The organism is Facklamia sp. P12932 (assembly GCF_050409545.1).
Classification (GTDB): Bacteria; Bacillota; Bacilli; order Lactobacillales; family Aerococcaceae; genus Facklamia.
In genome coordinates, this window is sequence record NZ_JBNUPG010000012.1 from 21,430 (window position 1) to 44,421 (window position 22,992).

At 35.7% G+C, this 22,992-nt stretch carries 26 protein-coding genes and 1 other annotated feature (1 of these 27 only partly in view); of the genes, 13 read left to right on the forward strand and 13 right to left on the reverse strand.

Translation table 11 applies throughout. The features are described from left to right. Positions 1–150 (reverse strand) — a binding site (T-box leader) (it extends 109 nt beyond the left edge of the window). 176 nt (positions 151–326) lie between these two features. Next, positions 327–1,094 carry an NADPH-dependent oxidoreductase gene (locus ACQV2P_RS06035; RefSeq protein ID WP_428873125.1) on the reverse strand — a complete coding sequence of 256 codons (768 nt, stop codon included), beginning with the start codon at positions 1,092–1,094 and terminating at the stop codon, positions 327–329. Between the two features lie 80 nt (positions 1,095–1,174). On the opposite strand from ACQV2P_RS06035, the gene ACQV2P_RS06040 reads away from it, so the two are divergent. From ACQV2P_RS06040 to ACQV2P_RS06055, 4 genes are all read left to right on the forward strand, one after another. Beyond that, positions 1,175–2,302 (forward strand): NAD(P)/FAD-dependent oxidoreductase, encoded by a 1,128-nt coding sequence (locus tag ACQV2P_RS06040; RefSeq protein WP_428894748.1) that lies wholly within the window; start codon positions 1,175–1,177, stop codon positions 2,300–2,302. Positions 2,303–2,388: 86 nt separating this feature from the next. Then, positions 2,389–2,763 carry a large conductance mechanosensitive channel protein MscL gene (gene mscL, locus ACQV2P_RS06045; protein WP_428873123.1) on the forward strand — a complete coding sequence of 125 codons (375 nt, stop codon included), beginning with the start codon at positions 2,389–2,391 and terminating at the stop codon, positions 2,761–2,763. A 128-nt stretch (positions 2,764–2,891) separates the two neighbouring features. Then, a complete protein-coding gene (locus ACQV2P_RS06050; protein WP_428894749.1) occupies positions 2,892–3,995 on the forward strand; it encodes an ABC transporter ATP-binding protein in 1,104 nt (367 codons plus the stop codon). 45 nt (positions 3,996–4,040) lie between these two features. Further along, entirely contained in the window at positions 4,041–4,721 is a 681-nt protein-coding gene (locus tag ACQV2P_RS06055) for a PucR family transcriptional regulator (RefSeq protein WP_428875233.1), read from the forward strand. Positions 4,722–4,791: 70 nt separating this feature from the next. On the opposite strand, the gene ACQV2P_RS06060 is transcribed toward ACQV2P_RS06055, so the two are convergent. The 12 genes from ACQV2P_RS06060 to dnaX all read right to left on the reverse strand — a co-directional run bounded on the left by ACQV2P_RS06060 (position 4,792) and on the right by dnaX (position 14,094). Beyond that, positions 4,792–5,346, reverse strand: coding sequence for a DNA-3-methyladenine glycosylase I (locus ACQV2P_RS06060; protein WP_428873120.1), 555 nt, complete (start codon positions 5,344–5,346; stop codon positions 4,792–4,794). 9 nt (positions 5,347–5,355) lie between these two features. Beyond that, entirely contained in the window at positions 5,356–6,207 is an 852-nt protein-coding gene (locus ACQV2P_RS06065) for a YdcF family protein (RefSeq protein ID WP_428875232.1), read from the reverse strand. Positions 6,208–6,380: 173 nt separating this feature from the next. Further along, a complete protein-coding gene (gene rsmI, locus ACQV2P_RS06070; protein WP_428894750.1) occupies positions 6,381–7,268 on the reverse strand; it encodes a 16S rRNA (cytidine(1402)-2'-O)-methyltransferase in 888 nt (295 codons plus the stop codon). Then, complete coding sequence (locus tag ACQV2P_RS06075) at positions 7,265–7,639, reverse strand: GIY-YIG nuclease family protein (RefSeq protein WP_428873117.1); 375 nt, start codon at positions 7,637–7,639, stop codon at positions 7,265–7,267. The genes rsmI and ACQV2P_RS06075 overlap by 4 nt, the downstream gene beginning before the upstream one ends. Then, positions 7,626–8,414: a tRNA1(Val) (adenine(37)-N6)-methyltransferase gene (locus ACQV2P_RS06080; RefSeq protein WP_428873116.1), complete on the reverse strand. Its 789-nt coding sequence runs from the start codon at positions 8,412–8,414 to the stop codon at positions 7,626–7,628. The genes ACQV2P_RS06075 and ACQV2P_RS06080 overlap by 14 nt, the downstream gene beginning before the upstream one ends. Next, on the reverse strand, positions 8,415–8,786 hold the full coding sequence (locus ACQV2P_RS06085) for an initiation control protein YabA (RefSeq protein ID WP_428873115.1): 372 nt from the start codon (positions 8,784–8,786) through the stop codon (positions 8,415–8,417). 19 nt (positions 8,787–8,805) lie between these two features. Beyond that, positions 8,806–9,786 (reverse strand): DNA polymerase III subunit delta', encoded by a 981-nt coding sequence (locus tag ACQV2P_RS06090; RefSeq protein WP_428873114.1) that lies wholly within the window; start codon positions 9,784–9,786, stop codon positions 8,806–8,808. Between the two features lie 27 nt (positions 9,787–9,813). Then, positions 9,814–10,143 carry a cyclic-di-AMP receptor gene (locus ACQV2P_RS06095; RefSeq protein WP_428873113.1) on the reverse strand — a complete coding sequence of 110 codons (330 nt, stop codon included), beginning with the start codon at positions 10,141–10,143 and terminating at the stop codon, positions 9,814–9,816. Between the two features lie 21 nt (positions 10,144–10,164). After that, positions 10,165–10,800 carry a dTMP kinase gene (gene tmk, locus ACQV2P_RS06100; RefSeq protein ID WP_428873112.1) on the reverse strand — a complete coding sequence of 212 codons (636 nt, stop codon included), beginning with the start codon at positions 10,798–10,800 and terminating at the stop codon, positions 10,165–10,167. Positions 10,801–10,814: 14 nt separating this feature from the next. After that, on the reverse strand, positions 10,815–11,411 hold the full coding sequence (recR, locus tag ACQV2P_RS06105) for a recombination mediator RecR (RefSeq protein WP_428873111.1): 597 nt from the start codon (positions 11,409–11,411) through the stop codon (positions 10,815–10,817). Between the two features lie 27 nt (positions 11,412–11,438). Beyond that, entirely contained in the window at positions 11,439–11,744 is a 306-nt protein-coding gene (locus ACQV2P_RS06110) for a YbaB/EbfC family nucleoid-associated protein (RefSeq protein WP_428893317.1), read from the reverse strand. Between the two features lie 316 nt (positions 11,745–12,060). Continuing rightward, positions 12,061–14,094, reverse strand: a complete 2,034-nt coding sequence (gene dnaX / locus ACQV2P_RS06115; protein ID WP_428894751.1) for a DNA polymerase III subunit gamma/tau — start codon at positions 14,092–14,094, stop codon at positions 12,061–12,063. Between the two features lie 164 nt (positions 14,095–14,258). Here dnaX and sufC point away from each other — a divergent pair, with 164 nt between their 5' ends. The 9 genes from sufC to ACQV2P_RS06160 all read left to right on the forward strand — a co-directional run bounded on the left by sufC (position 14,259) and on the right by ACQV2P_RS06160 (position 22,882). After that, positions 14,259–15,026 (forward strand): Fe-S cluster assembly ATPase SufC, encoded by a 768-nt coding sequence (sufC, locus tag ACQV2P_RS06120; RefSeq protein ID WP_428873109.1) that lies wholly within the window; start codon positions 14,259–14,261, stop codon positions 15,024–15,026. Between the two features lie 8 nt (positions 15,027–15,034). Beyond that, positions 15,035–16,204 (forward strand): SufB/SufD family protein, encoded by a 1,170-nt coding sequence (locus ACQV2P_RS06125; RefSeq protein ID WP_428893309.1) that lies wholly within the window; start codon positions 15,035–15,037, stop codon positions 16,202–16,204. Further along, the gene (locus ACQV2P_RS06130) at positions 16,188–17,435 is read left to right on the forward strand and encodes an aminotransferase class V-fold PLP-dependent enzyme (protein WP_428894752.1); all 1,248 of its coding nucleotides are present in this window, start codon (positions 16,188–16,190) and stop codon (positions 17,433–17,435) included. The genes ACQV2P_RS06125 and ACQV2P_RS06130 overlap by 17 nt, the downstream gene beginning before the upstream one ends. Further along, positions 17,425–17,934: a Fe-S cluster assembly sulfur transfer protein SufU gene (gene sufU, locus ACQV2P_RS06135; RefSeq protein ID WP_428873106.1), complete on the forward strand. Its 510-nt coding sequence runs from the start codon at positions 17,425–17,427 to the stop codon at positions 17,932–17,934. The genes ACQV2P_RS06130 and sufU overlap by 11 nt, the downstream gene beginning before the upstream one ends. Beyond that, entirely contained in the window at positions 17,934–19,328 is a 1,395-nt protein-coding gene (gene sufB / locus ACQV2P_RS06140) for a Fe-S cluster assembly protein SufB (protein WP_428894753.1), read from the forward strand. Before sufU ends, sufB begins: the two co-directional genes overlap by 1 nt. 514 nt (positions 19,329–19,842) lie before the next feature. Further along, positions 19,843–20,679, forward strand: coding sequence for a phosphoribosyltransferase-like protein (locus tag ACQV2P_RS06145; RefSeq protein WP_428894754.1), 837 nt, complete (start codon positions 19,843–19,845; stop codon positions 20,677–20,679). Between the two features lie 18 nt (positions 20,680–20,697). Beyond that, positions 20,698–20,994 (forward strand): hypothetical protein, encoded by a 297-nt coding sequence (locus ACQV2P_RS06150; RefSeq protein ID WP_428894755.1) that lies wholly within the window; start codon positions 20,698–20,700, stop codon positions 20,992–20,994. Positions 20,995–21,239: 245 nt separating this feature from the next. Further along, positions 21,240–22,310: a retron St85 family RNA-directed DNA polymerase gene (locus tag ACQV2P_RS06155; RefSeq protein WP_428894756.1), complete on the forward strand. Its 1,071-nt coding sequence runs from the start codon at positions 21,240–21,242 to the stop codon at positions 22,308–22,310. Positions 22,311–22,681: 371 nt separating this feature from the next. Beyond that, positions 22,682–22,882 carry a cold-shock protein gene (locus ACQV2P_RS06160; protein ID WP_428894757.1) on the forward strand — a complete coding sequence of 67 codons (201 nt, stop codon included), beginning with the start codon at positions 22,682–22,684 and terminating at the stop codon, positions 22,880–22,882. Positions 22,883–22,992: the final 110 nt, after the last annotated feature.

Below are 22,992 nucleotides of genomic sequence, written 5' to 3' on the forward strand. Positions count from 1 at the left end.
CTAACGGTTGCAGCCGTTTATCCTTATTGCTATGCATTCAGGATAACCACTCCATGGCCATTTTCAATCGCTTCCTACTGCTTGATTTCACCCTACTCAAGCTCTCTTTAAAATAGTCTGACGATCTACTTTCCACATCTACGTGTTTCATTCGATTTGTTAGAAGTATTCTAATCAAAAAAAACAATCCTGTCAACCATTAATCTACAAAAAATTTTTATTGAAGGATAACTACCTTAGCAATAAGCATATAGCTAGTTATATTTAAGGAATCGCTAGATTAAATCCCTCACTCTTTTCTCATCAAAAATATTATTTTCTAATTTTTAATAATCCATTCCATCTTCTAGCATTACATTAAAGCCTTGTTTACTAACAACTTGCATTAACTGGGCTCTTTTCTTTTCGCCAATAGCAATTTTATTTTTAACTTGATTAGTAAAGCTATCCACTCTTTGGTTGCTATTTCTAGTGTCATAGTATTGTGTCATTTCCTTGTCATAGTCTGCCAACATTTGAAGATAATCTGGATTTGCGCGATAATAATTTTCAGATAATTTAAATTCGATTGGCATTCGTGGTTTCAATGGGGGTTGATCGTCCGGATAGCCATACCCAACCCCTACTAAAGGAAAAGTCAAGTCAGGTAGTTTTAATAGTTCAATGACTCTAGCTGAATCGTTTAAAATCGATCCAAAATAAACCGTTCCTAATCCTAAAGATTCAGCAGCGATCACTAAGCTTTGAGCTTGAATATAAACATCAGCCACTCCCTGAAAGAAATAATCCATTGAGCGATATTTTTCTCCTTGATAGCCTTTAGCCTTAGCTATTTCAGCATTGCGATGCCAATCCACAAGAAAAATCAATAGTTCAGGCACCTCGGCAAGATAGGCTTGTTTTGCAACCTTGGCTAATTCTTCGCGTAAAATACGATCAGTAATACGGACAACTGAAACGGCCTGCAACCCATTTGAAGTCGGACTGGCATTCATAGTTTCCATTAGTTGCTGACGAGTTTCCACTGCAACTGGGCGATCTTTATAAAAGCGAATACTACGGTGATTTTGAATCTGTCTGAGTGTTTCTTCCATAAAAAGGTCTCCTTTTAATTTGATGTCTCTAATTTAGCATTTACTGATTTTAATTTCTATTAATGAAAGGTAGGATATTTTTGAAAAAACATTTTCCTTTTATCATTGTTGGCGGTGGTATTGTTGGATCGACAGCTGCCTATTATCTGACTCGTTCTGGCTATCCAGTAATTCTTCTCGATAAAGAAGTTGGTCAAGCCAGCCAGGCGGCGGCTGGAATTATTTGTCCTTGGTTTTCCAAAAGAAGAAATAAAAAATGGTATCACCTTGTCGTTCATGGTGCAGAATTCTACCGTCAATTTATTCAAGATTTAACTGAAGACGGATTTGATGCTTCCAGTCTTTTTAAGGAAACTGGGACTTTGATTCTACGTAAAAATGAAAAAGACTTACACAGAGATCTTGAAAACGCAGATTCAAAAAGAGAGCAATCTCCTTCTATCGGAAAAGTTTCAACACTAACACAAGAAGCAATTCATGATTTGTTTCCTCTTATTGATAGCCCTTGGCCTGGCTCTTTAATTAAAGGGGGTGGCCGAGTTGATGGACAGGCATTGGTTGCTTTATTACATAAAGCGATTCTAACAAAAGGGGGGGAAATAGTTAAAAAAGAAGTTCAGTTGCTTAAAGAAGGAAAGAGCTTTTTGATTCAGTCTGATCAAGACTCATTTACTGCAAATCAGGTCCTTTTGGCAGCAGGACCCGCTGTCAAAGAACTTCTAAGCTCCTTGCGGTTTGATTGTAACTTACGCCCTCAAAAAGGCCAGCTATTTTCTATCTACCACCCACAATGGGTCGATAACAACTGGCCTGTTATTATGTCACCGGGTGGCATTGATATCCTTCCCTTTGATAATGGTGAGATAGTAATTGGCGCAAGTCATGAAGATGACCAAGCAAAAGACTTAACCATTAATCCCATGGTTATCAAAGAGCTAAAAACAAAGGCTGAGCAAATTTTTCCGGATGTTTTTAACTATCCTCTTTATCGAGTAAAAGTAGGTACTCGAGCCTTCACTGACAATGGCGATATCTTAATCGGATCCATCCCTGATTTATCCAATCTATGGACAATTTCTGGCTTAGGGTCTTCCGGCTTAACAAGTGGACCCTATCTAGCTTATCAATGGGTCCATAAAATCATCAATAATTATTGGGATCTTCCCGAAGAAATTATTTCCAGTCACCAACTTGTTCATAAAATATAGCAAATGAAAAATTTCGACATTGATTTATTTCGAATTCATGGTACTCTATAAGTATTAAATGAATTGTTACGGAGGAATTAATTTTTATGTGGAAAGAATTTAAAGGTTTTATTGCAAATAAAAATGTTGTTACTATGGCAACTGGGATTATTTTAGGGTCAGCTTTTACAGCAATTGTTACTTCTTTAGTCGATAATATTTTTATGCCACTCATTATAGCCATTACAGGTCAAGCAGATGTTTCAGGTCTTGTTCTGACAGTTGGTAAGACTGAAATTGTTTATGGAGCATTTATCCAAGCAATTATTAATTTTCTTTTAATTGGTAGCTTCTTATTTATCACACTTAAAGCTTTAGAAAAAGCACAAAACAAAAAAATTATTTCTCCAGAAGAAGAGCCAGCAAGCCCTTCAGAAGTCGAACTATTACAAGATATACTCTCAGAATTAAAAAGTAAATAATTAATTAATTTTAATACCCAGACAAGCCCAGCTTTTCTGGGATTTCCCTTTTCTTGTGCACATTGCCTATCGTATAATCCACAAATTTCAGTTAAGCTAGAATTATTATGTAAGAAAGAAGGATTAAAATGGTTGAAATAAACTTAAAGTCGATTAATAAAAGATATGAAGGCGCAAAAACCAATTCAGTAACTGATTTTAATTTAGTTGTAGCTGATCAAGAGTTCATCGTCTTTGTTGGACCTTCCGGCTGTGGAAAATCAACCACCTTAAGAATGATTGCTGGTTTAGAAGAAATAACAGCAGGCGAACTGATTATAGATGGTAAATTGATGAACGACGTAGCACCTAAGGATCGAAACATCGCTATGGTCTTTCAAAATTATGCCCTTTACCCGCACATGACTGTCTACGACAACATGGCTTTTGGTTTAAAGCTGCGTAAGTATGATAAAAGTGAAATTACCCGACGTGTCAATCATGCCGCTGACTTACTCGGCTTAACTGAATTTTTAAACCGCAAACCAGCCGCTCTGTCCGGTGGTCAAAGACAAAGAGTCGCTTTAGGTCGAGCGATTGTTCGTGATGCCAAAGTCTTTTTAATGGATGAGCCTTTATCAAATCTTGACGCTAAATTGCGCGTACAAATGCGGGCAGAAATTGCCAAACTGCATCAGCAATTAAAAACAACTACTATCTATGTAACCCATGACCAAACTGAAGCTATGACAATGGCCAGTCGAATCGTTATTATGAAAGACGGCTATATTCAACAAATAGGTAGCCCTCAGGAAGTTTATAATAAACCCAATAATGTTTTTGTGGCAAGCTTTATCGGCTCACCAGCTATGAACTTCTTTACTGTTACTATTGAAAGTAATACCTTAACCAATAATCAAGGTATTAACTTGCCATTAAGCCCTCATCACAAAAAGTTGTTATCAGATAAGGGTTATTTAGGAAAAGAAATTATTCTTGGCATTCGTCCGGAAGATATTCACGCGGAAACAAGCATTGTTGCGAAATCTAAAGACTCGCTTGTTAATGCTAAGATTTCTGTCGCAGAGTTGCTGGGGTCCGAATCCATGCTGTATCTAACGATTGGATCAGATGAGTTCATTGCTAGAGTAAACGCACAAGAAGTATATACTCCAGGAGAATCTATTGAATTAGCCTTCGATATGGAAAAAATTCATTTCTTCGATAAAGAAAGCGAAAAAGTTATTCGCTAAATTAAGTATAATCTTTAAACCGTTTATTTACGAGGAGGTCTTACAATGAAAGCAAATGGAGTCATTCAAATTCCTCACTCTCTTCTTGATTTAGAGGGCTCTCATAAAGAAGGTTATTGTCTGTTTCATATCTTTTTTGAGCATTTGCAAACAGACTTTGATCAATCCTTGTGGTTATCTACTCTCAGATCAAGCAGTCAAAACATTATTGATTATATAAAACGAAATTCACATCACTTTGTTTATGTCATCCACAATTCTTTTTGGGCTAACCAAGGATCCCAAATGATGGAAGGAATTCTAAAAATGCTTAATGATGACTTTGGACAATCAGCGCTTGTCATCATAGGGTCTCCTTATACTGGTATAGAAAGTGTTGAAGATCAAATTTCTTTTGACGTGGCTCAGATAGAAAGTCATCAGAGGTTACTTAAGAAAAACACCATTAATCGCATGAGCCATTTGCTTTTACAACAAGTTGGTAGGAACTTACAAGAAAGTCATCTCGCCCAATTTGCTAACTATGGTCAAACGATTTCAGATGATCAAGATCGTGCGTTGATACGCCAACTCTTTCTAAATGGGGGGAATATTAGTAAAACCGCCCAGGATTTGTACTTACATCGCAACACGCTTAATTATCGAATTGACCGTTTAAATAAGTCAAGCGGCTTGAATTTACGCTTAATATCAGACTTGACTCTCTTATATTTACTGATTTGCTAATTTGAATAACCGATTATTTTAAACACATTACACATGAAAAGCCCAGTTACTGGAAGTAATTGGGCTTTTACTATTTTAAACGAAAGGTACAATCGGCATCATGATCATTAATAACACCAATAGCTTGTAAGTAGGAATATATAGTTACTGAACCTACAAATTTAAGACCATAATTTTTTAGGGAACGAGCGACTTCATCACTTAACTTTGAAGCTGTCTTAGGTTCTTTCTGACTTTTTGGTCTTAATACTAGCTGTCTGTTGGTGAAATGCCAGATATAATTATCAAAACTACCAAAATCTTGCTGAATTTTGATAAAAGCTTGAGCGTTGGTTATTGTAGCTTCTATCTTACCGCGATGACGAATAATCTTTTCGTTTTTTAATAAAGCCTCAACTTTATCTTCTTGATAATTGGCTATCTTTCGGTAGTCAAACTGATCAAAAGCTTGTTCAAAAGCTTGTTCTTTAGATAAAATTAGTTGCCACGACAAGCCGATATGAAACGTTTCTAACACCAACCATTTAAACAAAAGTAAATCATCATGTTCTGGTTTTCCCCATATTTTATCATGATACTGAATATAATAATCAGGCTTATTCGCTACCCATTGGCATCTTTGCATTTTTACCTCCTACTGGAAAATCATAAGCACTTGACGAATACCATAAATTAATAATCCAATCATAAAAAAATAATTTAATTCTTTAGTTAATACAAAAAAAGCAAGGTATTCTCTTAAAATAGCAAAAAAACCATGACCAAATTGGGTTCTTACCCCGACGACTCTTAAATCAAAACCGAAGCGCCAAGCATAAAGATAAGTCCTTAAAAGGTGAAAGTAACTTGTTACAATGAGCGTCTTCCCACGTTCAGGAAAACAATCATTTAAAAGCTCTTGAATATTAATGAGATTTTCTCTAGTCGTTCGAGCCTGATCTTCAATAGTAATGAAGTGATGGTCAATACCATTAGCAATTAAAAATTTCGCCATTTTTTCAGCTTCTGAAGCAATATTTTCGTGACTATTTCCCCCACTGACAATTAAATGCAGCTTTTGACCTTTTGCTCTACTTTGTTTAAAAATTTTTAATGCCCTTTTTAATCGATAAATTAAAGTCTTGTCCATCTCACCGTTCGCTGTTAATTGGGCGCCAAGAACTAATAAAATATCATTAGATCGCATTTTAAACTTAAATAGTAACAAGAGAAGGTTGAGAACAATAAAAAGAAAAAAATTAATAATTAAGTACATAGCCACTAAGGTATAAATAGCTAAGAACCGACTCATATAATAGTTTCTTTGTATAACAACCCATGCTGTAAAAATAACAATCCCAACAAAAGTAAAAGAGATCGTCAAATTAAAAAAAATACGCATGCCTGATAGCGAACGGTCATCTTCTATTCGACTTAACATTAAATAGGCTAACAACAAAAGAAAAAAGGGAATAATGATAGCAATTCCTGAACTTGAAAAATACAATAAATAGCGCATAAGTGATAATAGATACCATCGTGATTCATTAAGTATCGCAAAAAAAACTATCAGGAGTGAAAAATAAAGCAAAGCAATTAATGAGACTTTGCGCCATTTAAAAACGTAGACCAAAACGGATGAGACAAATAAAATGAAAGACAGAAAATACAACAAACCGCTCAGTCCTTTCTGTCGAAATCCAATTCATGATAAGCCGCATAAATTTCTTGTTTTTTGACATTTTGTGCTTGGGCAACCTGTTTAATGGCTGCTTTGGCTGAAAGTTTCTCTTTATCCATTAAAGATTGAACCTGGTCTTTATAGCTTAAGTCTGGATTGAGTAGCGTTTGCCTTTGATCTAATTGACCCATAGACTGCAACAAAAGGACACATTCACCTTTTAAAGAATGCTCCTCAAAATGATTGATTAGTTCTTGGCTTGTGCCTCTAAGATATTCCTCAAACTTTTTACTGATTTCACGAGCTACAACCACTTTTGTATCCGTTCCTAACAGCTGATTAATTTGCTGAATAGATTGCTTTAATCGATAGGGCGACTCGTAAAAAATAGCCGTTTCTTTTCGCCTTCCGATATCTGTTAGTAACTCAACTTGCTCATTTTTACTTCTTGGAAAAAAGCCATAATAAGTAAAGGTGTTTGCAGGTAATCCTGAAGCAACCAAAGAAGTAATGGCGGCACTCGCTCCTGGAAGGCTTATTACGGCTAATGAATTAGCCAGTAGGGATTGTACTAGAGGATGGCCAGGATCGTTGATTAGTGGCATACCAGCATCTGAGACTAGGGCAACCGTATGTCCCTCTCCAATATAGGCCGTCCACTTATCTACTTCCGATTGATTCGAGTGGTCGTGGAAAGAAATCATTCTTGTTTTAATATCATAATGCTTCAACAAAATTCCTGTTTTTCGCGTATCTTCAGCCAAGATTAGATCGACTTCTTGAAGAATTCTAACCGCTCGAAAAGTCATATCTTCTAAATTACCTATTGGAGTAGGAACCAAGTAGAGACAAGAGCTTTCTGTTTGATAACTCTTTTGAATATTCAAAATGCACTCACTTCCTTTAAGCTTAAATCTCTTTGTAAATGACAAATCAAATGCTGACTGTAATCTTTAATAATATAAACACCCTTATCAAAATTAGCCATACCGTTTTTAGCCAAGTAATATTCTTTTTTGGGACGATTTAACTGTTTGAAATGGTACTCCGCAGACATCGCTAAAGACTTATTCGGCCACTTTTCAACATAGATTAGTTTTAAAGGCTGCCGCTTTTTAACGCGAGTATACTTCGCTCCTTTGCCCTTATTATGAGCTTCTAACCTTTGCCTAAGATTGGTTGTAAATCCTCCATAAAGTGTTTTGTCATGACAGTATAAAACATAAAAGTAGAACCCTTCATCATTAATGATTTCCATAGTAGATCTCCTGCATCATAGGGGTATAGGATCCATCTTCTTGATGTACGATAATTGCAGGTTCAACTCGAACGCCTTGTCTTCCTCCCCTGGCAATGGCCTCTACCAAGACACTATTGGCATTTTCAGCTTGTTTTGGATGGACAAAGCAAAGGCGTTTGATAGCAAAGTGATGATTTAATAAACTCATCATTAGATCGTCTAATCTGTTTGGGCGATAAACAATAAATAGCCTGCCTTTTTGCTTAAGTAATTGGCTCGCTTTGCTCACCCATTCATCTAAAGTTAAGTGAATTTCATGACGAGCAATAGCATGATAAGGATTAGAATGTAATTTAGCTGCCTCATTGAGCGAAAAATAAGGAGGATTACAGCTGATAACATCTAATCGCTGATTATTTGCTTTTAATTGCCTTAAATCCCCCTGGATGATTTCAATTTGTTCTTCTAAACCGTTTAATCGAACCGATCGTTTTGCCATATCTGCAATATCTGCTTGCAACTCAATAGCTTGAATTTTAGCATCTGTCCGATGCGATAAGAGTAGAGGAATGATGCCACCGCCTGTACAAAAATCCATTATCCTTGAGGAAGAGGACCGCTGATTGAATGTGATAAAATTCGCCAGCAAAACGGCATCCACAGAAAAAGGAAAGTAATTTGGATTTTGTATTACATAACGGTTTTCTCGAATCAGAAAATCAAGTCGTTCTTCATCTTTCACCAATCGTATTTGTTCATCAGTCAGTTTTGGCATAAACAGTTCTTTTGTCATCTATTGCTCTCCTAAAGAGTCAATAATGTCTTGACAAAAGATACATTCTTCATTGGTTTCACGCTTACTACCAAAATAATGATGACAAATATGAATACCATCATTATAGAAGGCTTGAAGACGAGCTTGCCCACTTTGACGATGCTCAAGCGTTTGCTCTGATTTATCAATAACTTGATTTTTTTGATTTTCCTCATCTTTTAATGGCTTAATTTCTATTTGCTCAACTGCTTGGTACTGCTGCATCCTTAACCGATTGTTTTCATTAGTTAACCGTGTCACTTCTTCCGACAAGGTGTTAACCGTTTCGAACAATTGATTCAGCTCTTGGTTAACTTGCATAAGAAGTTCTTCAATTTTTATTTCAGACATGCTAACACCTCTCTTCATATTACTTCCATTCACACATTTTAATCGCTAAGCGCTCATAGGCCAACTGTGGTGTGACATTAAACAAAAGGAGTTTTTTACTATCCATTAAGAGCTCATTCATTCTATGATAGCTTGTTTGACTCATTTGATGATCGATTCTCTCTTTAATTCTATTTACCCTCTTTTGTAAACTTCCTAAGTGGTTTTCTTTAGATGGATAGTGACTCAATAACAATTGGGCATTCAACCAATTTAAATAATCGAGACCATCTTGGCCTTGATTATAATTAAGATAGGGTTTTAAATGTTGCTGAATAGCGACAAAAGCATAAGGGTTTTCTTGTATCAATAACTGATAAAAATATTCTATGGCTTTTAGCCAAGCTTCGAAAGACTCCGCCTCATAGTCATCCATTAAATTCTCCAAGCGATTGGCTGATAGCTTTAACATTACTCTTGCATGCTGATCACGAATACCTGCTTGCACCATCTGATCAATTTGAGAGTGTTCTTTATCATCTTCCAAGATCACTTCCTGAACTCTCGATTGAATAGTCGGTAGTAATTGTTCAGCCTGACGACTAAATAAAAAGATATAAACATTAGGACTTGGTTCTTCCAAAAAAAGTAAAAGAGCATTGGCTGCTGCTGGGCCCATTAAATCTGCCTGCTCAATCGTAGCAATTTTAAAATCAGCCTCAATCGGACTCGTTCCTAACCATTCTTTTAGCCCTCGGATCTGATCCACTTTGATGCTACGCCCATCGGGTTCAATAGTCATATAATCTGCAAACTGACCCCTAGTAATTCTCTGACAGTCCATGCAATTTAAACAAGCCCTTCCTTCTGCATCAAAATGCTTACAAACAAGGGCTTGAGTAATTGTATCCACTAATTCTTTTTTTGCTGGGTTTAATTCGCCAGTAAATAAATAAGCGTGAGCGAGTCGCTTATGTTGTATCAATAGATTAAAATGCTTTTTGGCAGCTTCTAACCGCATAGACTCCCTCTTTCAAATGCTTGTCTCTTAGAAATGGAAGAAACTTTCAATAGGTAGAACAAAAACAGTCGCTCCACCAACTTCAACTTTTAATGGGTAAGTATTTGAAACTTCCAAATTCATATCTAGATGGATAGGTGTTGAAATATATTGCTCACGAGACTGACATGAAGCTTTAATAACTTCAAGCACTTCCTCAATTCGCTCATCTTCTACTCCTAATAAGAATGTTGTATTACCTGAACGAAGAAAACCTCCAGTTGAAGATAATTTTGTCGCACGGATATCATTTTCTAATAAAGCCTTCCCCAAAACTTGTTGGTCTTGATCTTGCACGATCGCTACTAGTAATTTCATATTATCCCTCCTGATGTATTATTACTTAATCATACCACGTTTTTTTAGAGTTTCGAAGCACTCCAAGCTAACTTGTTCTACACTTTGATTACCATCAATTACCACAATATTTTCCCATTGAGGTATCAAGTCGAGATAGGTTTGTCTGACTCGTTGATGAAAGGCAAGTGCCTCCCGATCGAGGCGATCATACTGTCTACTACCACGAGCTTTCTCGATCCTCTCCAAACCTATGTCAGCAGGAACATCTATTAAAATGGTAAGGTCTGGTAAGTGGTCTTCAATGGCGAACTGGTTAATCTGCCAAACGGCCTCTAAACCGATTGCTCTTGCAACGCCCTGATAGACTAATGAAGACAGCACAAAACGGTCACTAATCACCATTTTCCCCGCTTGAACATTGGGTAAAATTGTTTCACTCAAGTGTTGCCGACGACTTGCTGCATATAGTAAGGCCTCTGTTCGATAGTCCATAGCTGTATTATTAATATCTAAAATGAGTTCGCGAATTTGCTCAGCTATCGGGCTGCCCCCTGGCTCTCTAGTAAATACTGCTTCTACACCTTCTTTTTCAAGCATTGGACCTAAAACTTTGATAATCGAGGTTTTCCCTGATCCATCTGGTCCTTCAAACGCAATAAACTTCCCTTTTGGCATTTGATACTCCTTTATTATAACTCTCTTCGGCCTTCAATGGCACGAAAGAGGGTCATTTCATCTGCGTATTCGATATCGGATCCCACTGATAATCCATGAGCGAGACGCGTTACTTTTATGCCGGCCGGCTTAATCAACCTTGATAAATAAATGGCTGTCGCTTCACCTTCAGCAGTGGCATTAGTTGCCACAATAACTTCTTTAACTTCTTCATCTTGAAGTCTCTTTATTAGTGAGGCAATATTTAAATCCTCAGGTCCTGTGCCTTCCATAGGCGAGAGTACACCTTGCAGGACGTGATAGCATCCGTGAAATTCTTGCATTTTTTCCATCGACATCACATCACGACTATCTTCAACAACTAAAATAATCGATCGATCTCTTGACGAATCACTACAAATCATACATGGGTCTGTATCAGTAATGTTCCCACAAACCGAACAATATTTAAGATCACGCTTAGCGTTTATCAAGGCCTGAGCAAAGTAAGAAACATCTGCTTCAGACATTTCTAAAACATAAAAAGCTAGACGAGCGGCTGTTTTACTTCCGATACCTGGTAATTTAGTGAAGCTATTTATTAATTTGGCAATGGGTGATGGATAATCCATTCCAACTCCCCCTTTCTTTTCTTACTACTAGAAAGGCAAGTTTAGCCCTTTGGTGAATTGGCCCATTTGATCTTGTGTTGTTTGTTCAACTTCTTGAATCGCTTGGTTAATGGTTGCTAAAACTACGTCCTGCAACATTTCGATATCTTCTGGATCAACTAGTTCTGGTTTAATGGTTAATTCTTTGATTTCTTTTTTACCAGTCATAACCACTTTAACTAATTGTTGTGCATCCTCCACCATAAATTCTTTAGCTTCTAGTTCTTTTTGTGTTTTCTCCATCTCTTTTTGCATCTTCTGAACTTGCTTCATCATATTGTTCATATTTGGCATCATTTTGCATCTTCCTTCCATTGTTTCAATATTATTGTAAAATTTGTCTTTTATTTCGACTACGCTTCAATTATAGCATACGGCAATAACTTCTTTCGACTACAAAAGAAGTCTTTTATAATCAAATTAAATAATTCAAATTCACCTCAACTCATACTCCACCTCATACCATTCGTAAAGTATTAATAAACCAAAAGAATCCAAGCGCTTAAACACTTGGATTCTCTATTGACTAACGATCAATTGTAATTCATATTATTTCAGCAGTAAAAGTGATACTTAAAGAATTAATTAAATTCATCACCAACTAGTTTTCTTAACGATCATTGTAAATAGTGATATTTTCTTCACCAAAGAGTTCGATGGCTTTTTGGACCGCTGGATTCTCTTGCTCCTGAGTATCCTCTATATCAAAAAATCCCGTTTGCCCATCCGCCGGTTGAATACTTGAATTTTCTCCCTCTTCAATATGGTGAATTTGACTCCGTTGGAATAAAGCTGCTACATCTTCTGCCGGCTCAGGTAATTGAGCTTCAATTGATTCTAACTCTTCATTTTGAGGCCTATTTTTTTCAGTTTGATCAATTTCTGATAAATTATCCTGATTAATGTGACCTGGGGGATTGTCCTGCGAATCTGTCTGATCATTTTGTAGCGAATCAATAGTTCCTTCTGACGGAGTTATACTTTCTTGAACTTTTGATAACTTTTTAGCTAGTTCTATCGGCTTTCTACCATTTTGTTCAAACAAGATTTTGTAATCCCTTCGAATACCAGACCAATCAGCCTGCCACAAATAAGTGAAGTGAATCGCCTTACCTAAACGCTGACTCGCTATATTATTCACCTGATCCATTAAATGACTATCATGTTGAACAATCGCGCATAAATTTTGGTCTTCGAAGGAAATCAAAGCGCAGTCTGGCCCTGCCGCTAACGGTCTAGTATTATTCAAGCGAACTCTTTGGTTAGGAGCTAGTTCAGCTAAAATAGCTGACCACTCTTTTTTTAAATGGTTAATATCTTCTTTAGTTGCTTGATTCAAAACATTATAAATCGCATGTAAGTCGACCACATAATCTTTTTGAGCAAAATCAGGCTTTTTACGCGGAGTTAATTCCGTTTGATTATTAACTCCTTGAGTAGTACTTTTTTGATTATTTATAAGTTCAGCAAGTAATTTTTTTTGTTTTTCTAGTTCCTCTTGTAACAGTCTAATCTGACTTTCTATCTGTCCAGACATTTGAGGCTCTACTTCTTCTCTTAGAAGTAGGTCCTGCCCTAATTGTGCTAATTGAACCGTCATAACTTCTAAATAAACTTCTGGTTGTGTAGAAAAACGCATCTTATTTTGCGCTTGATTCAAAAAGTCAATTAACTGATAAAAGAATGCTGGCTCAACATTTTCTTTCAATGGCTGTAATTCTTGGTCAGTTAGCAGTGTATGGTTCTTAATTGAAAATAAACTTAAAAGGACATCTCTAGCAAATAAAATCAGTTCTTCAATAAATCGCCCAGCCTGTTTTCCCTCTTGTAATTGTTCTTCCAAGATCTGCAAGGCTTCTTCTACTCGTGATTGAGCAAGCGCTTGAATATATTGAACATAAACGATTTGAGCAAAAGAACCGGATACTAACAAAGCCGTTTCAAGTTCTAGGTGATCTTGCCCATAAGAAAGCGCTTGGTCTAGTAGACTTAGAGCATCCCGCATTCCACCGTTAGCTGCTCGAGCAATAACTTTCAACGCTTCAAGATCATAGTCTTGTTGGTCATGGTCCAAAATATATTGCATCCTTCTAATCAAATCAAGGTCTTTAATCCGTTGAAAGTCAAAGCGCTGAGTTCTTGATAAAATAGTGGCCGGTATTTTATGAGGCTCCGTCGTCGCAAGTATAAAAATTACATTGGCAGGAGGCTCTTCTAATGTTTTTAAGAGTGCATTAAAGGCACCAGTTGTTAACATATGAACCTCATCAATAATATATACTTTATTCTTGGCACGTGTAGGAGCATAGCGAACACGGTCTCTCAGGTCACGAATTTCATCAACTCCGTTATTCGATGCCGCATCAATCTCAATCACATCACTAATCTCTCCTGAAGTAATCCCTTGACAAATAGAACATTCATTACAAGGATTTCCATCCGTTGAATTAGGACAATTGACCGCTTTTGCAAGTATCTTAGCAACAGAAGTTTTACCCGTTCCTCTTGGACCTGAAAAGAGATAGGCGTGGCTTAATTGTTGTTTAGCAATCGCATTCCTCAAAGTTTGGGCGATCATTTCTTGCCCGACTAATTCATCAAAAGATTGCGGTCGCCAAACACGGTATAATGCCTGATAACTCATTATTTATAGCCTCCTCCATTTAGTAAACTTATTATATCGAATTTGTCACTGATTGGCGAATGCTTTTAAAATCTGCCTAAATAGATACTCTAAAATTCAAGATTTTAATCTTCACAATTTATGGTAGAATATAGCTTGTGAAAATGATTAGAAGGAGCGAGTTTATGTCCACACTAGAAATCAAAAATCTACACGTAGAAATTGAAGATAAAAAAATATTAAAAGGTGTTAATTTAACAATTAACACTAATGAAGTGCATGCTATTATGGGACCAAACGGAACAGGTAAGTCTACTCTTTCACAAGCTATCATGGGGCACCCTGACTATACAGTTACACAAGGCCAAGTTCTACTTGATGGTGTTGACCTCTTAGAAATGGAAGTCGATGAGCGTGCTAGAGCCGGTCTGTTTATGGCCGTTCAATACCCAAGTGAGATTTCAGGTGTTACTAATGCCACTCTTATGCGTGAAGCCATCAACTCACGCCGTAAAGAAGATGATCAGATGCCTATTTTTGAATTCTTAGACAAATTAGATGCAAAAATGGCGCTTTTAGATATGTCTGATGAAATGGTTGAACGTTATGTGAATGAAGGATTCTCAGGGGGCGAAAAAAAACGCAATGAAATCCTTCAAATGTTAATGATCGAACCTCGTTTTGCTCTCTTAGACGAGATTGATTCTGGCTTAGATATTGACGCTTTACAAGTTGTATCCAAAGGCATCAACTCTTTACGTGGTGAAGATTTTGGCGCTTTAATTATTACCCACTATCAACGCCTTTTGAACTATGTTGAGCCAGATTTTGTTCATATTATGATGGATGGACGCATCGTGAAATCAGGTGGATCTGAGTTAGCCCTAGAATTAGAAGCTAAAGGGTATAAAGAGATAGCTCTCGAAAACGGCATTGAATTAAATGAAGAGTAGGTGAAAAGATGACTCAACAATTATTCGCACCAACTGTCAACTGGCTTAAGGATATCTTTGACCAAAGTCAACAAGTATTCGAGAATACAAGACTTCCCACCATCGAACGAGCAAAGATCGAAACCTGGCCTTTATTTGTCGAAGCTCAAAGTAGGCCTTCAGCAGCTGAAAGAAAATTAGCTACTCATCCGGACCTTATCATTGCTGATTGGCAAAGCGCTCAAACTGATCACGAAGAACTTTTAAAAAAGTATTTATTCCAAGCAGTTCCTGCTAATCAAGATAAAGTTTCTGCTTTCCAATTAGCTCATTTAAATCACGGCACCTTGATTTATGTTCCTGATAACTATCAAGGCAATGAAACCTTTGAATGGGAACAAAATTTCGATGATGGAGCCCATCAATATCTACTACTTGCCGTTGGCAAAAACAGTCAGTTTACTTTTTTTGAAAAACTAAAACAAAATCAAGTGGCTAACCATAGTCAAAGCTACACAGTAGAAATCATCCTCGAAGATGGAGCAAACTTGCATTATATGGCTATTGATCAAACGAAAACCGACCAAGCTAGCTATATTCGTCGCCATGCTTTGGCTAAGAACGACGCTCATATTCAATGGTCAATTGGTTCATTTAATGATGGAGCAACGATTGTCGATTTAGCTTCTATTTTAAAAGGTAAAGGTTCACACGCTCATTTATCCGAAGTGGCTATTTCTAATCAAAACTTTAAACAAATTTTAGACACCAAAATCAGTAATTATGGCAACCATTCCATTGGACACATTAACCAAAGAGGTGTTGTCTTAGACCAAGCAGTCCTGACAATGAATGGTATTGGCAAAATTTTCAAAAATGCTAAAAACGCGGATGCTCAACAAGAAAACCGTTTACTCATGCTCTCTGATCAAGCCCGTGGTGATGCTAACCCCATTCTTTTAATTGATGAATTTGAAGTGACTGCAGGACACGCTGCCTCCGTATCCAAGGTGGATGACAGTCAATTATGGTATTTAATGACTCGTGGAGTAAATCGCACTAAAGCAGAATATCTAGTCATCCGTGGCTTCTTAATGCAAACTTTAAATCAAATTAAAGATCCTGAGAGAAGACAAATGATGATTGATGCTTTAGACCAAAAATTAGAAAGCATAAATTCAGGTGATAGCCTTGACTAGACAAAATCTTTTAAAAGTTCGTCAAGAATTTCCTATACTCGATCAAATCGTTAATGATGAGCCACTTATTTACTTTGATAATGCGGCGACTTCCCAGACCCCTCAATCAGTGGTCGAGGCAATTGTTGCCTATTATCAACAGGATAATGCCAATGTTCACCGTGGCGTACATACCCTAAGTGAGCGCGCTACCCAAGCCTTTGAAAAAGGTCGTGAAAAAATTGCGGCTTTTGTCGGGGCAGAAGCCAGTGCCTGCATCTCATTTAGCTCAGGGACAACCGATAGCATCAACAAAATTGCTCGTGGACTCATCGAACCACGCCTTCAAGATAGAGATATCATACTCACAACGCGCTTAGAGCACCATTCCAACCTAGTGCCTTGGCAAGAAGTATGTAAACGCACCGAAGCTAAGCTCAAATTTATGGACCTAACTGCTGATTATCAAGTGGATGTAGAAGCTTTATCACGTAAGTATAAAGATCAGCCAGTCAAAGCAATTGTTATTCAACACTTTTCAAATGTGTTAGGTGTACAGCAACCCATTCAAGCTCTCAGTCAATGGGCCCACCAACAAGGTGCCCTTTTGATTGTTGATGGCGCTCAAGCCAGTCCACATATTCGTTTACATTTGAAGGAATGGGAAGTTGATGCCTATACATTCTCAAGCCATAAAATGTATGGTCCGATGGGATTGGGGATCACCTATTTAGCTAAAGAACATCATGAAAGCTGCTTACCGGTTAGCTTCGGTGGTGAGATGATTCACCTAGTAGAGGATACTCAATCCAACTACAAACAAGCTCCATGGAAGTTTGAAGCCGGCACCCAGGCAATCGCTCAAGTGGTTGGGTTGACTCAAGCAATTCAGTGGATTGAAGCTATTGGCTTTGATCAAATTCAAGCCCAAGAGAAATTATTAGGCGATAGACTTTATCAAGGAATGAAAGAGTTAGAGGACGTCGTTCTTTATACTCCTGAATCGGCTAAAAGTCATGGTATTCTTTCTTTTAATATTAAGGGAGTCCATCCGCATGATGCTGCAACAGGTTATGATCAATTAGGGATCGCAGTCCGAGCAGGACACCACTGTGCTCAACCCTTGATGCGTCTGCTTGAAACTCCAGCCACTTTAAGAGCCAGCCTGATGGTTTATAATACTCTTGAAGAAGTCGACCGTTTTATAGAAGCTACCAAAGAAATAAAGGAGTTTTTCACTTATGGCACTTAGTCGATTAGACCAACTCTATCGTACGATTGTACTTGACCATTCTTCAAACCCTCATCATCGAGGGCATTTAGAAAAACCTACCCATCAAATGCAATTACTCAACCCAACTTGTGGTGATGCCATTACTGTGGATATGATTGTTAAAGATAATCAGATTGAACAAATTGCTTTTAATGGTGAAGGTTGCACCATTTCTATTTCCTCAGCCAGTATGATGACCGATTTAATGATTGGTAAAACGGTTGATGAAGCCATCCAATTAGTGCATGACTTCAATCAATTAGTAGGTGGAACAATCGGTAACGATGAAGAAGAAAAAGATGAAGCTGAATTACGCAAACAATTAAAAGATGCAGCTATTTTGGCTGGCGTCAAAAATTTTCCAGCCCGTTATAAATGTGCCATTCTTTCTTGGCGAGCCGTCGAGTACGGACTCGATCAAAACCGCAATGAACAATTGCTCCATCAAGATGGCATTGAAAGAAAGGAAGATGAATAATGTCAGAAGTTCCTGTATTAGGTGAATACGAATACGGTTTTAAAGACGATGCTAAAATCCTCTTTTCGACTGGAAAAGGACTTAATGAGCAAGTCATCCGTACGATTTCAAAAGAAAAAGATGAACCCGAGTGGATGCTTGACTTCCGGTTAAAAGCTTATGAAACTTTCCGCAATAAAAAAGTCTCTACCTGGGGCGTTGATTTATCTGATTTAAATTTCGACGATTATATCTACTATCTAAAAGCAACCGACCAACCTGTTCGTACGTGGGATGAGGTGCCAGACAAAATTAAAGAAACTTTTGAACGTCTAGGTGTGCCAGAAGCCGAACGGGCTTTCTTAGCTGGAACCAGTGTTCAATATGAATCAGAAACCGTATATTCGCGAATGAAAGACGAAGTGGATAAATTAGGCATAATCTTTACCGATACCGACTCTGCTTTAAAAGACCATCCCGAACTTTTTAGAGAACATTTTGCCTCAGTCATTCATCCCAATGAAAACTTTCAAACAGCCTTAAACTCAGCTTGTTGGAGTGGTGGATCTTTTATCTATATTCCTAAAGGGGTTAAAGTTGATATGCCACTTCAAGCCTATTTCCGTTTAAACAATTCGAGTGTGGCACAATTTGAACGCACCTTAATTATTGTGGATGAAGGGGCGAGCGTGCATTATGTGGAAGGCTGTACTGCTCCAACTTATTCCGCCACTTCCATGCATACTGGGGTGGTGGAAATCGTAGTTAAGAAAAATGCTACTTGCCGGTATACGACCATCCAAAACTGGTCTAACAACGTTTATAACTTAGTTACCCAACGGGGAACCGTTGCAGAAGGTGGCACCTTGGAATGGGTGGACGGCAACTTAGGCTCTTATAAGACCATGAAGTACCCTTCATGTCGTTTAAATGGAGAGGGTGCAAGAGGTACTGTTTTATCCATTGCCTTTGCCGGCGAGGGACAACATCAACATTCTGGAGCTAAAATCTATCACAATGCTCCAAACACTTCCTCAACCATTGTTTCCAAATCGATTGCTAAAGATGGGGGAAATGTCGATTATATGGGGCAGTTGTACTTTGGGCCTAAAGCTGATGGAGCTAAATCCCACGTAGAGTGCGATACTATTATTATGGATGAAAAATCAAAATCAGATACCATCCCTTTCAATGAAGTACATAACTCGAATGTTTCACTTGAGCACGAAGCCAAGGTATCACGTATTTCTGAAGAACAGCTCTTTTACTTAATGAGTCGTGGCATTAGCGAAGAAAAAGCGACTGAAATGATCATCATGGGCTTTGTCGAACCTTTTGCCAAGGAATTGCCATTGGAATACGCCGTCGAGTTGAATCGTCTGATTGCTTATGAGATGGAAGGATCTGTTGGATAATAGTTTTATTCCTAAATTATTTTAAATTAACAGCACCAAGCTTTTTGTCCATAGTTTTAATTCTAACTACGTATAATGAATTCTTTAAAATCTCATGAAATAATTAATGTTTAATCTATCACAGTGATATGTAGTGCGTAAAAAAATTAACACTTTAAAACATTTAAGTTGGAAAAATTTTATATCAATATATATTGTAACTTCATAAAAATTTTCCCATTTGACTTTAAAACAATTCCCAAAATTACTTATATTATATATTCTAATACTTTTACAGTTTTTAATTTGTAAATATTTTAATATCATACCAATAATTTGAATAATATTTCCATCTATTTTGTATAGTCTTATCTATCTTCTGATAAAATTTTAATGAGATTCTTTAAGAATGACATTTTATTTAACTTTTAAAAAATGGTAAGATTCTAATGAGATGGAAGAAATATTGCCTCCTTAATTGATACACTACTCACTTATTATATAAATTTAATCATTGAATTTAGAAGGTGCTATTATGAAACATAATTTGGATATTCAAACATTTAACAAGATAAAAAAAATATTTGAAATAAAATCTTGGGAAACTAATGATGATCAAAAAAGTTTATTCATGAGAACATGTAGAACTTTAAAACTACTTGATAATAATGAACAAGAGGTTTTTTTACAATTATTAGACATGATGGAATACTATACTATTTCTGATTATGAGTCTCTTTTAATAACCGTGCTAAAGAAAATGCTTAAGCAAATGAAGGTAAATAAATTTTATTTCTCACCAATTATTTCAAATAGGAAAAATAATGATATCAAAAGCTCTCTTTTGGTTAACTATTTACTGAAATCTAATTCTTTTCATTATGATTCAGACCTTTCAAATATGAAGATGATTTTACAGATTGATTTGACAAAAACAAAAATAAATAAAGTGAACGAAACCGATAGTTATTTAGTTTTAGTTGACGACTTTATTGGAACAGGCTCTTCGGCAATTAAATCAGCCAAATATTTTATTAATAGAGGTGTTGATAGAGAAAAAATAATTATTCTTTCACTAGTAACAATGAATAAAGGTAAAGAGAATATTTTTGAAAAAGGTTTCAAATTTTTTTTTGCTACTGAAAGTTTATCTCTATCAGAAAAAATTGACTTACATAAAATTGAGGATAATGATATATTTAGAAAAAACATAGAAATTATTTCTAAAAAATTAGGTGTTGATACAAAGGATTTTTGGGGTTTTGAAAATAGTGAAGCGGTTCTTAGTATGGTCAGAGTTCCTAATAATACAATTGGTGCTTTCTGGAAGGGGAAAAAGAAAGATAATATTCCTTTTCCAAGATTTAGTTAATTAAAAGAAGGATTTAATATGAATAAAGAGCGTTTAGAACAGATTACATTTGGAATCTTGCAAGTTATAAAAATTAATGCAAATATTGAAATTTTAATTAATGATGAATTTAGTTATTTAGACTTGAAAAGAGCTATAGATGATCTAAAAAGAAATCATCTGCTAATAGATTATTTAGGTGAACTAGAATTAACGAATTATGGTAATGAAGAATTAAAAAGACTAAAAAAAACTATTAACATAGGTAGTATGATAATTCCTGATTTTAGATATTTTATTGATAAACGAGGCATAAATGATGTATACTTACCTTGATCTCCCACTAGTTTAATACTCCACTCGAGTATGGTTTAGTGAGTTCGCTAAGCTAGAATGAACTGATTTTCAAGCTCACAGTTTAAAGAATTTCCCTCTTCTGGAGAAGAAATAAATTCTTTAAACTGATGGAAATTTGCAAGCAAATTGTCCATGAACGCAAAATGTCCCTAATTTAGACTAATCTAAATTAGGGTCCATTTTGCGTGTTAAATAGAAATAATTAAGTAGTGGGAGGTCTATTAATGAATAAAAATGAGTGGATTATTTATAAAGAAAACTTCAAACAAGAAGCATTTAAAAATAAAAAGTCTAAAGAATATATATACTTTAATTTAAATTATGCTGAAAATTTGGCAAAAAAAGATCTCCCTATCATCTATAATCCTGATCACTTAGGAAAATTAATTGGCATTAAATCTAGCTATTTTTTCAAGGTTACTAATAAAACCACACTCTTTTATAGAAAATTCTCTATAAAAAAAAGAAATGGGAAAAAACGAATAATTCATGAGCCGCTTCCAAATTTAAAAATTATTCAAAAGTGGATTTTAAAAAATATCTTATATAAGTTAGAAGTTAGTAAATTCGCTAAAGCTTATACTCCTAATGTTTCTATCAAAGATAACGTTCGATTTCATAGAAATCAAAAATATGTGTTGAAATTAGACATAAAAAATTTTTTTGGTTCACTTTCAGAAAAACAGGTATATAAAATATTTAGAAATTTAGGTTATTTTAATGACGTATCAGTATTGTTAACCAAATTATGCACTTTAAATGGTCACTTACCCCAAGGAGCAAGTACTAGTGCATATCTTTCTAATTTAATTCTACTTGATTTTGATAAAACTGTTAGTTCATTTTGTAAAAAAAGGAATATAAGATATACAAGATATGCAGATGATTTGAGTTTTTCAGGTTCATTTAATCATAAAGCTCTTTTAAATTTTATTAATTACCAACTAAAATTGTTGAGTCTAGAACTTAATCATAGTAAAACAAGATTATTAAAACAACAGCAATCCCAAATTATTACTGGTATAGTAGTAAATCAAAAAATCCAAGTTTCTAGAAATTATCGAAAAAAAATAAGACTAGAAATATACTATATTAATAAATTTGGTTTATATGAACATCTTAAACATATCGGAGCTAAAGTCGAAGCTAAAGCTTATCTTAGATCTTTATATGGTAAAATTTGTTACTGTTTATTTATAAATCCCAATGATTTAAAAATGGAATTCTATAAAGATTTTATTGAAAATATTATTCAAGAATTTCAATTAAAGAATAATGAATCTCTTCATTTCTAAATATTTTATGTAAGCACACGAATCTAATCTTTTAAATTTATACTCAGAATTAAAACATTTGAATTTTAAATTAATCATATTTTCCCCACGTTATCTCTTTCCATAAAAATTTAAACTGGTCAAAATCCTTTGGTAGGTAAAATACTATAGCTTTAATAATTTTTAGTCGAGTACCGTTCTGGAAAATATTTGTATTATTTACTACTTTAAAATATCTATTGACAACTCATCAAATAAGGAACATACTGTGTCTTGTAGTAAAGAAATAAGTTAATTAAGTCATTTTCATCCAACAAATGTAAAATCTTCTTTTTAATTATTTAATTATTGCAATACAAAGTGCTTAAGACGCACACAGGAGGATTTACATTATGAACAACGGTACAGTAAAATGGTTTAATGCAGATAAAGGTTTTGGTTTCATCGAAGGTCAAGACGGAAATGATGTTTTTGCACATTTCTCTAACATTCAAGGTGATGGCTTTAAATCTTTAGACGAAGGTCAAGCAGTCTCTTATGACGTTGAAGCTGGCGCTCGTGGCGACCAAGCAACCAACATTGTTAAACTTTAATTAATGGCTCTTTGTCAAATAGGGTTGATGAGTAGGTGAGGTAACCGACTGGTTGCTTCACCTCTTTTTTTACAGATCAACAATTATTATAAGCGCATGAATGATCGACC

Bases quoted from the DNA above. Each gene is read 5' to 3' on its own strand.
- ACQV2P_RS06035 (WP_428873125.1), bottom strand. From the start codon at position 1,094: ATGGAAGAAACACTCAGACAGATTCAAAATCACCGTAGTATTCGCTTT.
- mscL (WP_428873123.1), top strand. From the start codon at position 2,389: ATGTGGAAAGAATTTAAAGGTTTTATTGCAAATAAAAATGTTGTTACT.
- ACQV2P_RS06050 (WP_428894749.1), top strand. From the start codon at position 2,892: ATGGTTGAAATAAACTTAAAGTCGATTAATAAAAGATATGAAGGCGCA.
- ACQV2P_RS06055 (WP_428875233.1), top strand. From the start codon at position 4,041: ATGAAAGCAAATGGAGTCATTCAAATTCCTCACTCTCTTCTTGATTTA.
- ACQV2P_RS06060 (WP_428873120.1), bottom strand. From the start codon at position 5,346: ATGCAAAGATGCCAATGGGTAGCGAATAAGCCTGATTATTATATTCAG.
- ACQV2P_RS06075 (WP_428873117.1), bottom strand. From the start codon at position 7,639: ATGGAAATCATTAATGATGAAGGGTTCTACTTTTATGTTTTATACTGT.
- ACQV2P_RS06080 (WP_428873116.1), bottom strand. From the start codon at position 8,414: ATGACAAAAGAACTGTTTATGCCAAAACTGACTGATGAACAAATACGA.
- ACQV2P_RS06085 (WP_428873115.1), bottom strand. From the start codon at position 8,786: ATGTCTGAAATAAAAATTGAAGAACTTCTTATGCAAGTTAACCAAGAG.
- ACQV2P_RS06090 (WP_428873114.1), bottom strand. From the start codon at position 9,786: ATGCGGTTAGAAGCTGCCAAAAAGCATTTTAATCTATTGATACAACAT.
- ACQV2P_RS06095 (WP_428873113.1), bottom strand. From the start codon at position 10,143: ATGAAATTACTAGTAGCGATCGTGCAAGATCAAGACCAACAAGTTTTG.
- tmk (WP_428873112.1), bottom strand. From the start codon at position 10,800: ATGCCAAAAGGGAAGTTTATTGCGTTTGAAGGACCAGATGGATCAGGG.
- recR (WP_428873111.1), bottom strand. From the start codon at position 11,411: ATGGATTATCCATCACCCATTGCCAAATTAATAAATAGCTTCACTAAA.
- ACQV2P_RS06110 (WP_428893317.1), bottom strand. From the start codon at position 11,744: ATGCCAAATATGAACAATATGATGAAGCAAGTTCAGAAGATGCAAAAA.
- dnaX (WP_428894751.1), bottom strand. From the start codon at position 14,094: ATGAGTTATCAGGCATTATACCGTGTTTGGCGACCGCAATCTTTTGAT.
- sufC (WP_428873109.1), top strand. From the start codon at position 14,259: ATGTCCACACTAGAAATCAAAAATCTACACGTAGAAATTGAAGATAAA.
- ACQV2P_RS06125 (WP_428893309.1), top strand. From the start codon at position 15,035: ATGACTCAACAATTATTCGCACCAACTGTCAACTGGCTTAAGGATATC.
- sufU (WP_428873106.1), top strand. From the start codon at position 17,425: ATGGCACTTAGTCGATTAGACCAACTCTATCGTACGATTGTACTTGAC.
- sufB (WP_428894753.1), top strand. From the start codon at position 17,934: ATGTCAGAAGTTCCTGTATTAGGTGAATACGAATACGGTTTTAAAGAC.
- ACQV2P_RS06145 (WP_428894754.1), top strand. From the start codon at position 19,843: ATGAAACATAATTTGGATATTCAAACATTTAACAAGATAAAAAAAATA.
- ACQV2P_RS06150 (WP_428894755.1), top strand. From the start codon at position 20,698: ATGAATAAAGAGCGTTTAGAACAGATTACATTTGGAATCTTGCAAGTT.
- ACQV2P_RS06155 (WP_428894756.1), top strand. From the start codon at position 21,240: ATGAATAAAAATGAGTGGATTATTTATAAAGAAAACTTCAAACAAGAA.
- ACQV2P_RS06160 (WP_428894757.1), top strand. From the start codon at position 22,682: ATGAACAACGGTACAGTAAAATGGTTTAATGCAGATAAAGGTTTTGGT.